Source organism: Pseudoalteromonas sp. OOF1S-7, from assembly GCF_022347765.1.
GTDB lineage: Bacteria > Pseudomonadota > Gammaproteobacteria > Enterobacterales > Alteromonadaceae > Pseudoalteromonas.
On record NZ_JAKRFZ010000002.1, the window covers coordinates 373,838 to 386,208 of the forward strand.

Below are 12,371 nucleotides of genomic sequence, written 5' to 3' on the forward strand. Positions count from 1 at the left end.
TGGCAAAAGCATGAGCAAAACGTTACACACAAAATACCGGAATGTCCACAATAATCGTATTAAGGTAAGCTAAGCTCCTTGCTCAGCACGGTTTATGCTGTCTCGCTCCGGGTTGCCTTTTCATTTTTGCACTGACGAGCACGGCCATATTGTACAAATGCAGTCAGCAAGACAGCCACAAACATCATGCCAGAAAATGGCAACGTATTATCGGCATGTAAGAATGCAAGTAGAGGCCCAACCAGCGCCCCACTACCAAACCGTAAGGTGCCTATAACCGCCGTTGCTGTCCCCGTGTTCTTTTCAAATTCCAGTAAAATCAACGCATCAGCGTTTGCCGCACTGACCCCAAGACTCATCATCAATGGCGCGATGCTAAATACGATATAGTACAAAGACAAGTCAAACAGGCTAAACAATAACAACGTGCTGGCACTGGCCAGGCCGAGAAACAGCCCTATGTATAACATTTTTCTAGAGCCCAGCTTGGGGACCAGGCGAGTGTTGAGAAAGTTCCCCAGCATCAGGGCAACCACATTAAAGGCAAAAAGAACGCCAAAAAGCCGTTCAGAGACCGCAAAGTAATCAAGATAGATAAAAGACACAGAAGTCAGGAAACAGAAAAAGGCAAATGAAACCAACATTGAGCTGGCAATATCTGGTAATGCTGCCCGATTGCCAAGCACTGTCGCGTAACTATCAAAAAACAGGTGGAGCCCGTGCTTATCACTCTTATAGATCGGTACTTCCACTAGATAGAAGTAAGCAAGGACCATGACCACAACCGCATAGCTCGCCAGGGTGAGGAAAATCCATTGCCAGCTGGCTAGCCCCAGAATGGCAGATCCCACACTGGGCGCAACCAGGGGAGCCAGCATCATTATCATCGAAACATAGGACATACCTTTGGCGGTATTTGCCTGATAAATATGACGAATAATACCTGGCACGACGACCGTTGCTGCCGCGCCGGTAAACGCCTGAGCGGCCCTGAGTACCCATAGGTGTAAAATATCACTGCTAAATGCCAGCAGAAATGAACTCAATGCGAACCCACCAAGCCCAAACAAGGCCAGTTTGCGCCGGCCAAGCTGATCGGCCAGTGGACCATACACCATCATACCAAGTGCGTAACCGGCAAGGTAAATACTCAAAGATAATTGCACCTGCGGCATCTCCGTGCCTAAGCGACTGGCGATCACTAGCATTGCTGGTAAATACATATCAATTGCCAGCGGCGTTATTGCCACAATACTGGCCAGCAGAGGAAGTAATATACGGGTGTTAAAAGCGCGTGCAGTATCGTCCATTGAATACCAAATACAAAGTTGAGAGACGTCAATTATATCAGTTTATGTATCAATCCGCACCCCGCCTCCATTGCACTTTACGCGCTCAGTATCTCTCCCAGCGCGAGAAAGCCCAGTAACACAGAGCTGCACCCAACACTGCATTTAACGGCACAATCCCGGGCAGAAAATGGCCAGCAAACACGCCCATAGCAACAGCCGCAAGGGCGCTGTAGCGCACTGTTTGCCAATGCATTTTCTCAAATGCATGATAACGTTGTCGGTTAAACACATAATCGGCTATCAGCACACCACCTATGGGTGGAATCGCAGCCGACAAAAAAGTCAGCCAGCCAACAAAATGGTTATACAGCCATAACGCACTGAGTGTACCAATGACACCATTGATCACGGCCAGGTTACGACTAGACCAGCCGGTGATATTGGCAAATCCGAGGCCGGATGCATACAGTGCATTGTCATTGGTGGTCCAGATATTCAGGCCAAGCACCACAATTGCCGGTATGAGTAAGCCCTGCAGCATCAGTACCTGGGCGATATCAGACTCCCCCGTTGCCGCGCCCCCCGCTGCACCAAAGATAAACATCAGGCTATTGCCAAGGAAAAATGCAATAAGCGTGATCAGCACGGCACTGGCTGGTCTGCGTGCAAAACGTACGAAGTCCGCAGTTAGGGTACCTGCAGAAATAAAGGATCCCACCACCAGCGCAATTGCAGCGCTCATAGGCAAAGGCGTTTCAGGTACCACAGATTGTAACTGGACTACCCCTCCAATTTCTTGTATCGCGAGCCACACAGAGTACCCACCCAGTAATGCAATGGCAGGAACAGCAACCACAGACAGAGCCATTAGTGCAGAGATACCGAAGTAAACCGTCGTCGTCATCGCCAGACCCGCCACAATGATCAGCACATTGGTATCAATCCCGGTCGCTTTGTGGACAGGAATGGCAAACATCGCCACCCCAACACCAAACCAACCTACCTGAGTGCCTCCTAATAATAACGAAGGCAGCCAGGAACCTTTCACGCCAAATGAAAATCGCGCCAGCAAATGTGTAGACAATCCGGTAGAAGCACCAATGTAACCTAGTGCCGCGGTATATAAACCGAGTAATAAGTTACCAACTAAGACCGCCAGGAAAAAATCGTTAAATGAGAGGCCAGTACCCAGCGTCCCGCCAGTCCACATGCTTGCAGAGAAAAAAGTCAGCCCCAGCATCAGCAAAGATAAAGCGACCCCGCCTTTTCTTGCCGACCCTGGAACAGGTTTAAGTCCATGGTTGTTATCTTCGGTCACGTGTTGGCCTTTTATGTATCACACAATGGCACCAGTAGAGCACAAAACAGTGGAAACAATATGGAGCTTACTGTCGCTTTTATCAGAGAATGGTCACCGCGCTGGGTTTAAGCCGATATATCGTGATCGGATTTTCCAGTGTGCCGGGATCAAAAGCTTCGCCGTTTTCCTCAGCTTTATGAGCAAGGTAACGACGTGATTTTTCCAGACTCAGCTCAAACACTTCAAATTGACCAGTGGCCAAGGCTGTTTTGCCAACCGCGGACATAGGAAAAACCATGTCTCCATCACGTACCTTCACGGTGATCTGCTCACCCTTTTCTACATCCAGCGTCATCCAGCAACCGCGCTTTTTGCACACCTTTGTAACCACCCCTTTCACTGTGACCTGAGTTTGATGATACTGATCCGCCTTTGCCAGCAAGGTTGATGCATCAATGACATTGGTTTTGTCGGCACCGCCGCCGAACTCCATTGGCTGAGCAAGAGCAGACACGGTGCACACCATGGCAAACACACTCAACATTGTTCTTATTAACATCTTATTTTCCTTACATTGCATTTTCTGTTCGTCATTATTACAGATAAGACAGCTATAACAAACGCTTGCTGATTTTAAACTATAAACAGACAGGTAATATACATGTTCAGCATGAAAAACACTAAAAGTACACTTCATTTACAAACCATTACATACAGCCTTGCAACACGGATAAGAACTACTTACCTTAAATGGGTAAACACTATCACAAAGGAAAATAGTATGAATAAGATGATCAAATCCGCTTTGGCAATGACAACATTCGCGATGCTGAATACAACGGCACAGGCCGCGCCTCAGGAATGGCAGGGATATTATAAAGGCCAGTGTGAGGTTATCTCCCCTGCTCGCGGGACCTTATATCAGTTTCCAATGTCACTTGAAATTGGTGCTGCGGTCGATAACAAAGCCGACTGGATCATTGTTTATGGAGAGGGAGAGCGTAAAAGTGTTCGCAACTACAGCTTGTTAACGCTTAATGAAAACCTGGGCCATTATGCAGTGGATGAAAACAACGGAGTCGTGATCGATCAATACCTGCTTAAAGATGAATTTCTGAGCTTGTTTGAAGTAGGCAGCACCAAGCTACAGGCTTCCTATAAACTTGATAGCAATGGCAGCATCGACGTTAACATCAATACCTTCAGTGTCGATCCAATCCGTGAATCCAAGGTTGGTCAGTTTGTCGTATCCAGCTACCAGGGCAACACACAGCAAAGGTGTAAACTGTTTAAGTGGTAAATGAACAAGCCACTACTGATACAGCTCAACGTTACCCCATCTGAGGGGATAGATAATATCAGGCAAAGCGGGCTGCCATGCCCGCTCTGTCTGAGTACAAGACAAGATATTTTTCGTTAACCGCCACCTCCGCCCGTAACCGTGCCTTCAACCGTCACCATTACATCCGCGTTTTCCGCCGTGTTTTTATATTGAATACTGGTTATTTGAGCTCGATCTTGAGACAGGAACAGATTAATCAATGGCCCGTCATTATCTTTACCATAATTTACCTGAATTCTCGGTTCCTCAAGTTGAGGGCCAGTACGGTCATCGATCCCCGTAATATCACTGGGTGTATAACTTATGCCGGTGTCAAAGTCGATAGCACCATCAGAGCCTATCACCACAGTGCCGCGAGAATGACCTTCACCCACAACTTTGTATTCTCCTGCTTTTGCCGTCAATAGAGTCAGATTAGTGACCTCGTCAGCAACAAACGAGCCAAGCAACACCTTTTCCATCGTGAACAGGTTAATTTCATTGAGTCCGGTTGGGGTCACTGACACTCGGTAAACAAACCCTTTCTGTTCATCTTTATAGACGTACTCAGTGCCTTCCATCATGACATCATCCAGCGACATTTCATCCCCGTTATTTGCTTCGGGATCAGTGTCAATAAACAGCATACCAGAGCCAGAGAAAGTAAATTTCACTTTTTGCCCGTCAGCGTAGCTGCTGCCACTTTGCGCCAAATTAAACACCATCATAAACGACTTGCTTTTGAGTACGTCCGGTAACATCACATCGTCGTCCATGTCGTCATTGTCTTTGCCGGTCAGCGTCCAGGTATAAAGCAGGTCTGATGAAACCGTGACTCCTTGGGTAGTTACAGAGTAGCGCACAGAAACCACAATTTTGGTGTCTGAGCTGCTTACCAGTTCAAAGGCCAGATCATTTACAGTCAGATTTTGTTGAACAAACGAATCTTCAATCTGCTTTTTGATGGTTTCAAGGTCACTGGGGTCAGGCGCAGGTACATTATTGATCGTGATTTTTGGTATTTCGGTGGTGACACCCGCTACAGTCGAAGTGCCAGTGATGGTCAGAGTGTTGCCTTCACCATCATTGCCGTCATTGTTATCGCCGGAATCGTCACCTGATCCTGAGGATAGACCGCCAGGAACAAAGTCCAGATTTAGAGACCCCAGATCCAGGCTGGCAAAAAGGTCGTCCAGTCCTTCTAAGGTTTTTTTGATGTTATCCAGTGAAAACGTGGTGTTTAAGTCCGCGGTTAAACCCACCTGCTGTGCATAGGCCTCAATGGCGCTGGTATATTCACTGATGAAAGTACTGGCATTATACAGAGGTGACTCAAAAGCTTTGTCGCCAACCTTGCCATCTATGGTGAGATCTAAAAAGTCGGCACGTAATGCATCGACCATGGCAAGAGCCGGTGAACTGGAGGAGCTGCCCATTTGTGCCAGCGCAGCCAGAGAAACAGCATAGATACCGGCCTGATCGTTACTTGCAGCAACACCGCTGGCTGCATCAATCAATTGTGGCGGCGCCGTGATATCCGTCAAAGCAGGTGCCAGTGCAACACGGACCTGTTCGTTGACGAGGTTAACAGCCTCTGCACTCGTAGCGCCTGTGTTCAGTATTGCCGTTGCGGCAATTTCGGTCAGCGTTGTTACTCCCACTTCAGCCTGAAAAGAGCTCAATACGGCGCGAAGCGTCGCGTCGGCCGTAAAGGCCAGGAAAACACCTTTGGCTTCATCAAAGTATTCGGCGTCTCCCCCCCCTAATACTTCGACAATAAAGGGCTCGTTAATAGCAGATGTCAGTGTGATGGTTGCAACACCGGTTTCACCGGTATTGCCTGTTGCGCCCTCAACAGGCGTGTTATTGGCAAGTAAAATGAGCCTGACATTTGCATTCTTGGTTAATCCCAATGCCGGGCTCACTTTGACTTCTGTGGTTTGTGCGGTTTGATCTGGCATGTTGGTATTGTCGTCGTCATCATCTCCCAGGCAGGAGGCAAGTATGAAAACAGACAATATGACAAGCCAGTTGCGCAGCTTGTATCTCTTCATGGTAATTCCTGGTTTTAGACGGTTACTGATCGTTACTCCGGCACAGCAACTGACCAACCCCATCGCCATGCCACAGCAAACACAGTTTAGTTTAACGAAACAATTATCGCCTATTTTTTAACCAAGAATCGCATTTTTTATTTATTGTCCTCACAGGGGTACTGATGGTGAATACGCTCACGACAGGTCATGCCCAGGTATTCACAGGTTTTTTGGATCATCTCTGTGAAACAAGTTGGTGCGGTTTCGTGAATCGAATTTGATAATATCGAAAACTCTTTAGTACGCAGCTTCCTCAGTTCCGGCTTGAGTGTTTCATCATCCATAAAGTCGGTAATTCGATCGAAAAACGCTTTCATCCTCGGCGTTATCGCATACCAGTATACCGGGGAAGCAAAAACAAGATGATCATAGTCCAGCAATGAACGAAATAGTGCACGAAAGTCATCCTCCGAATTACTGTGATTATAACAATAGTCTTTAATCTCATAATCATCGAGATAAAGGGTTTCGGCCTGAAGCAGTTGTGCCAGCTGTTGAGCGGACTGCGCGGTATTGCCCTGCTTATTTGAGCTTGAATACAGAATGATCGACTTCATTGTGGTTCTCCTTTGTGTTATTTGCTGCTAGCATAAAACCTCAACCAAGATTGAGGTAAAGTGCAAAAATGACCCTATCTAACATGACAGAACGAGACGACCCCAAACTCAGTGTTGGGCAAGTAGCAAAACGTGCTGATGTCGCAGTCTCCGCACTCCATTTTTACGAAAACAAGGGACTGATCCGTAGTTGGCGCAACAGCGGCAATCAAAGACGCTACAAAAAAGACGTATTGCGCCGTATTGCTATCATTAAGGCCGGCCAGAAAATGGGGATCACGCTGGCCCAGATAAAACAAACTCTGATGTCTTTGCCACACAGCAACACCCCGAGCAAAGAAGACTGGGCCCGAATGTCCAGTGTATGGCGCGCACAACTGGATGAAAAAATTGCTTATATGGAAAGAGTGCGCAGTATGGTTGACGGCTGCATTGGCTGTGGCTGTTTGTCTATGAGCCGCTGCCCTATGTACAACCCAGATGATGTGGTGGCACAAGCAGGTAACGGGGCGGTACTGATAGATAATCCCGAGCAGGCAAGCGCCGTCAAATCTTGTTATGATAACGAGAATAACAAAAAAGGAACAAGCGAATGAAAAAAACGGCACTCAGCCTCTCTCTGGCAGCCATATTTACGCTGGCAGGTTGTGCTCAGACCACGACCCAATCAGAGCCGCAGCAGGCAACCTCACAGACCAGCCAGCAATCAAATGATGTGGCCTTCGTCGCATTCTCAGAGCAATTTATCGAACAATACTGGCAACAGTATCCAGAACTGTCGGCTTACTTTGGCTACGGCAAATATGATGATATCATCACTATCCCGAACGCCGCTCATCGCGCAGCCAACCGGGCCTTTATCGATACACAGTTAGCAAAGCTACAGTCATTTGATTTGGCCACACTTAGCAACCACCTGAAAATTGATTATCACCTGATTGAAAATACGCTAAAGCGTGCCAAATGGGAGCAGGAAACGTTCAAAAGTTGGCAGTGGAACCCAAGTAGCTACAATGTGTCGTACGGCTTTGCCAGCATTTTGAACAGTCGTTTCAAGTCTGAAGATGACAAGTTCCGCCTGGTATTTAAACGACTCAAGTATGTACCTGATTACTACCGCGCCGCTCAGGCCAACATTGACCAGCCAACACTAGAATATACTCAGCTCGGGATCCAGCAAAATAAAGGGGCATTCAGTGTGTTGACGGACGATCTATTAACACGTGTGGATGCACTCAGCACTTTTAGTGCCGAAGAAAAGGCCGCGTTCAAGCAACGCTTTGCCAATGCTAAAACGGCAATCCACGGTTATATCGATTTTTTGACCGCGCTTGAGCAGGATTTGCAACAAACTGGTAATGCACGGAGTTTTAGGATTGGAGAGGCACTTTACGAAGAAAAGTTTGCCTTTGATATACAGTCAGGATACACCGCGAAACAAATGTACCAAAAAGCACTCGCGGACAAAGCCCGGGTCACTGCTGAAATGATCACGCTGACCGATCAACTGTGGCCCAAGTATTTCCCCGATACGATGCGCCCAGGCGATGATACTCAAGCCATTGCAACACTTATCAAGCACCTGTCCCAGCGTCACGTTGAAAAATCTCAGTTTGTAAACGAGATTAAGCGCCAAATCCCGGAGCTGGAACGCTTTGTGATGGAAAAAGACCTGCTGACACTCGACCCGGAAAAACCGCTGGTTGTTCGCCAAACACCAGATTACATGCAGGGCTTTGCACTGGCCTCTATCTCGGCACCAGGTCCTTATGAGAAAAAAGAAAACACCTATTACAATGTTGAACCACTAGATGGTCTGACGGATGCACAGGCAGATTCTATGTTGCGTGAATACAATCACTGGATCTTGCAGATCCTGAATATCCACGAAGCCGTGCCTGGTCACTATACGCAGCTGGTGTATTCCAATACCTCCCCTTCTTTGGTGAAAAGCATCTTTGGTAACGGGGCCATGATTGAAGGCTGGGCGGTCTACACTGAGCGCATGATGCTGGAAGAGGGATATGGTAATTTCGAACCTGAAATGTGGCTGATGTATTACAAGTGGAACCTGCGTGTCATTTGCAACACCATTTTAGACTATGGCATCCAGGTTAAGGGAATCAGCAAAGAGCAAGGCCTGGACTTACTCATGAACGGTGCATTCCAGGAACAGGCTGAAGCAGAAGGAAAATGGCGTCGGGCCACACTCAGCCAGGTGCAGCTGACCAGTTACTACAGTGGGTTCCGCGAAATTTACGACCTACGTGAAGAGCAAAAGAAACAACGGGGTGAAGACTTTGACCTCAAAGCCTTCCACGAAGAATTCCTGAGCTATGGCAGCGCCCCCGTTAAGTACATTCGTCAACTGATGAACTAACCTACTATGCCGGATTGAAAAATCTGGCATACCTTACTGATTTAACTAATTAAAACTTTCTGAATTTCTTGCATTTCTCATCTCTGCCCTATTAAATTAGTAAAATCAATTGACCAAATAAATCACCGACGCTACATTTTATTTTCATTAAAACAACATGTAGGGCCAATAGAAATGACACCAGTAAATACACTCACCCGATGTATGCTCCCTGTTTGTATCACGGCTTGTACCGTGGCTGCACATCCACTCAGTGCCAATAACATCATCATGCAGCAACAGGGCAACAGCTACCATACTATCACTGTACAGTGTGAACATGACCCCTTGGCACTGGGACGCATGCTCGACTATCTTCACGCGCTTTCAATTGACGTAACGGTCGAGTTTTCTGGTCAATGCATGGGTCCCATCCTCATCACACGAGATGGCATAACATTAACAGGTCAGGATAGGCAAACCGCGTCGGTAAAGCTCAGCATTGCAGATGAACACCACAGTGCCGTACACGTTCAATCGGCCGTATCAACACTAAGTAACTTTACAATCGACACACCCGATACCGCTCTGGCATTGCATGTAGAAGCAAATGCCACCGTCACCATTGATGGCCTGACGACATCTCATGTTTTTGACCCCAAGGCGCCTTATTATCCCTTTACTGTACACAACAACAGTACCGTGTACGTCAAGAACCACAAAGGCTTACAGCTTAAAGTATCCGGCAGCTCTGCTGCGGATCTGATGGAAGGCAATCGCCAGGTTGCGCTCAACGTTACCGACACCTCAACGGCCCGCTCCACCAGCAGCAATCAATTTGATGAGGTCGAGGTATCTGGCAATGGGTACTTTCTGGGTGACAATCAATCCAGCATTAAGCTGCTCAAGATCTGGAGCAAAGGTGCGGCGGAAATAAACAATCAAAGTTCCGTGAAAGAGATCATGATGGGCGGGCAGACTTTGTTTGCCGCGTATCGTCAATCGAGTATCACCGGACCCTACAGACTCTGGGGCAACGTGGTTTTTGAGCTGGAGCACTCTATCGCAACCGGATGGCAGAGCGTGGATAAGCCGCATTCAATTATCTCAGGCCACAACGCAACGGTAAACGGCATCTTTTACCCCGACTGGGACTGGCGTGGCCAATAACCTCAATTCACCCTATTATCATTTGTGGACCACACCCTGTGGCCCACTCTAAGACTAAAGCCGTGGAACTTTTCCTACCCAGCGACTTGCCTAAAACTCACACTATGTTACCATGCGGCCGCCTTATTAATAGTCTAAGTGATTATTTAATATACATATAAAATTGCAATCTCCGCCTCTTTTGGGAAAGGCTTATAGACACATTAGATGTTGTGGCTTTGTCAGTAGACAGGGACAGATATTCGGAGTAAAGCAATTTCGCGACATACGACGAGTAATCAGGGAATCCAATGGAAGTAAAAACGTTCACTTCACGCCAGGTTGTGGGGATCACTACCCGCACCAATAATCATCTTGAACAGACCGAGGGAGAAGGTCAGATAATCCAATTATGGCAAACATTTAACCAAAACTATGTGCCTTTACTGCATGAAGGTACCACACTCTACGGTATCTACTCACATTACGAGTCAGATCACCATGGCGATTTTAATGCCACCGTAGCCAGCGATTCATCGGAACTAATCGTGCAGGCCGACAACGATCCGTCACTCCAGATTCTGCAGCTGGACGGTGGGCGTTACCTGAGCTTTGCCGCTCAGGGTGAGATGCCGCAAACTGTGATCCGCCTTTGGGAGCTTGTCTGGCGCTATTTCGAGCAAAGTGACTGTCCATACCAACGCGCTTATTGTCAGGATATAGAGATTTATCACCACAGCGATGAAGTAGAGATTGCTATTTCTATCCTTTAGTCATAACAACCTGGCTGCCGGGGGCAGGCTTTACCACGTGTACAAATAACACGGACATCATTCGCTATGCCCCGCTCAATCCAATTGATATTGAGAATTTTAGCTACGCTTTGCAATTGCTTTTTCAAGTGCCAGGGCACCACACTGGCACCACCCTGCTTGATGCACAAGGCCTGTAGCTCCTGTACCACTTCATTGGCATCTAACCCCTGGGCAGCTATTGCCGGATTGAGATCTATCCCAGCACAAAGTACATGCGGGTTGTCAGCGACATCGTTCACTTTGATGGATTCGCAACAGTAAAGTCGTGGCTGATTATTGACATTGAGTACTGACAATTGTGCGCTGGCCTGCATTGCCTGCTGCTGAAACTTGCGAAACACTGCCCAGTGCTGACATGGATCAGCGACACTGCGCATATTTCCCCAGGGCAAGGGGATACCATTGCCTCGATACACAGCTTTGAGCTTACCCGGGAGATAGGCATCAAAATAGTGCCAGTGTGGGTAAGGCGATGCCACTGTCATTCTGCGCATGGCCACCGACGGCGAAATCCCTAGTGCCTGGTGTATGTGCGTTTCATATCCATACGAGTCTAGCAGCTGACGATAAGCGACTTTGGGACACAATAGCGCGCCGGCAAAAAAACTGGATTCAAAGTCATGCCAGGCAGACAGGATATCCTGAGCATTCGGAGCAGACTCGTCGGCGTTTGTACCGCCGCTGACTCCACCGGAACCCAGTACACATTGCAACCTATCTCTGTTATGCAGAACCGCGTGGCCCAGGTGTACGGCCAAATCGTACTTCAGTCTGGGCTGGTTTTGCTGCAACACGCGATTGATATGCACCTCATTCGGTGGCGCAAAGTAAGAGGTGATCACACGCTTAAACATATGGCCGCTCTCATCTATGACTTCCCCCGGTGCCTCATCAAACCAATGCACCACCAGGCCCTGGGCTTTAAGCATACTCAACAAGGCTTCAGCATTCAGATATAAGTCTTTGCCACCGACTTCTTCCGCCGCGCGTTCAAGATCCGGAAAGTGATTCTGGTGGTGTTCCTGATGTGCGCGGATCAGCAAGTGTGCAAACTGACGTCCGCTGATCCCCGTCTGCGACAGCATTTCCGGAATGGCAATTTGTAAGATGTCGTTATCAAACAAAAAGTTGGGCTCCAGTGCCATACCGCTGATCCCACCATGACGCCCTTTTTGTGGGGTGATTTCGTTCACCTCGGGCTCATTGTCCAAAAACCAGTCTACCGGCTTCTGAAACACCTCGGCGAGGTTCTCCAGCATGTCGCTGCTGGGCGTGCGTTTACCTCGCTCAATCATTGACAGGTACGACACGGAAGGTGCCGATTGCGGATCAACCCGGATACATCGTGCAGATAAGTCTTCAAGAGTTAAGTGATTTCGCTTGCGTAAATTACGAATTTTGGTGCCCAGAAAGTGTGACTTTCTCATGAGTTCTGAATTTTTTTTCACCGTTTCATTCCTGTTTACGTCTGTAAGGCGCCTG

11 protein-coding genes are annotated in these 12,371 nt (G+C 47.8%); 5 read left to right on the plus strand and 6 right to left on the minus strand.

The window, feature by feature from the left end; translation table 11 throughout:
- Positions 1 to 92 precede the first annotated feature (92 nt).
- From MHN33_RS04410 to MHN33_RS04420, 3 genes are all read right to left on the minus strand, one after another.
- Positions 93 to 1,310, minus strand: coding sequence for a multidrug effflux MFS transporter (locus MHN33_RS04410; protein WP_239396161.1), 1,218 nt, complete (start codon positions 1,308 to 1,310; stop codon positions 93 to 95).
- A gap of 85 nt (positions 1,311 to 1,395) precedes the next feature.
- Entirely contained in the window at positions 1,396 to 2,610 is a 1,215-nt protein-coding gene (codB, locus tag MHN33_RS04415) for a cytosine permease (RefSeq protein WP_239396163.1), read from the minus strand.
- Between the two features lie 82 nt (positions 2,611 to 2,692).
- Positions 2,693 to 3,151, minus strand: a complete 459-nt coding sequence (locus tag MHN33_RS04420) for a DUF4920 domain-containing protein (RefSeq protein WP_239396165.1) — start codon at positions 3,149 to 3,151, stop codon at positions 2,693 to 2,695.
- Positions 3,152 to 3,373: 222 nt separating this feature from the next.
- Between MHN33_RS04420 and MHN33_RS04425 the strand changes: the two genes are divergently transcribed.
- Complete coding sequence (locus MHN33_RS04425) at positions 3,374 to 3,892, plus strand: hypothetical protein (RefSeq protein WP_239396167.1); 519 nt, start codon at positions 3,374 to 3,376, stop codon at positions 3,890 to 3,892.
- Positions 3,893 to 4,008: 116 nt separating this feature from the next.
- On the opposite strand, the gene MHN33_RS04430 is transcribed toward MHN33_RS04425, so the two are convergent.
- Positions 4,009 to 5,967 (minus strand): hypothetical protein, encoded by a 1,959-nt coding sequence (locus tag MHN33_RS04430; RefSeq protein WP_239396169.1) that lies wholly within the window; start codon positions 5,965 to 5,967, stop codon positions 4,009 to 4,011.
- Positions 5,968 to 6,104: 137 nt separating this feature from the next.
- Positions 6,105 to 6,566 (minus strand): NAD(P)H-dependent oxidoreductase, encoded by a 462-nt coding sequence (locus MHN33_RS04435; protein ID WP_239396178.1) that lies wholly within the window; start codon positions 6,564 to 6,566, stop codon positions 6,105 to 6,107.
- A gap of 68 nt (positions 6,567 to 6,634) precedes the next feature.
- Between MHN33_RS04435 and soxR the strand changes: the two genes are divergently transcribed.
- The 4 genes from soxR to MHN33_RS04455 all read left to right on the plus strand — a co-directional run bounded on the left by soxR (position 6,635) and on the right by MHN33_RS04455 (position 10,847).
- The gene (gene soxR, locus MHN33_RS04440) at positions 6,635 to 7,162 is read left to right on the plus strand and encodes a redox-sensitive transcriptional activator SoxR (RefSeq protein ID WP_239396180.1); all 528 of its coding nucleotides are present in this window, start codon (positions 6,635 to 6,637) and stop codon (positions 7,160 to 7,162) included.
- A complete protein-coding gene (locus tag MHN33_RS04445; protein ID WP_239396182.1) occupies positions 7,159 to 8,946 on the plus strand; it encodes a DUF885 domain-containing protein in 1,788 nt (595 codons plus the stop codon). The genes soxR and MHN33_RS04445 overlap by 4 nt, the downstream gene beginning before the upstream one ends.
- Before the next feature lie 174 nt (positions 8,947 to 9,120).
- On the plus strand, positions 9,121 to 10,095 hold the full coding sequence (locus tag MHN33_RS04450) for a hypothetical protein (RefSeq protein WP_239396184.1): 975 nt from the start codon (positions 9,121 to 9,123) through the stop codon (positions 10,093 to 10,095).
- Between the two features lie 290 nt (positions 10,096 to 10,385).
- Complete coding sequence (locus tag MHN33_RS04455) at positions 10,386 to 10,847, plus strand: GyrI-like domain-containing protein (protein ID WP_239396186.1); 462 nt, start codon at positions 10,386 to 10,388, stop codon at positions 10,845 to 10,847.
- Here MHN33_RS04455 and MHN33_RS04460 read toward each other — a convergent pair.
- Positions 10,844 to 12,337: a DUF3612 domain-containing protein gene (locus tag MHN33_RS04460; RefSeq protein ID WP_239396195.1), complete on the minus strand. Its 1,494-nt coding sequence runs from the start codon at positions 12,335 to 12,337 to the stop codon at positions 10,844 to 10,846. The genes MHN33_RS04455 and MHN33_RS04460 overlap by 4 nt on opposite strands.
- Between the last annotated feature and the right edge of the window lie 34 nt (positions 12,338 to 12,371).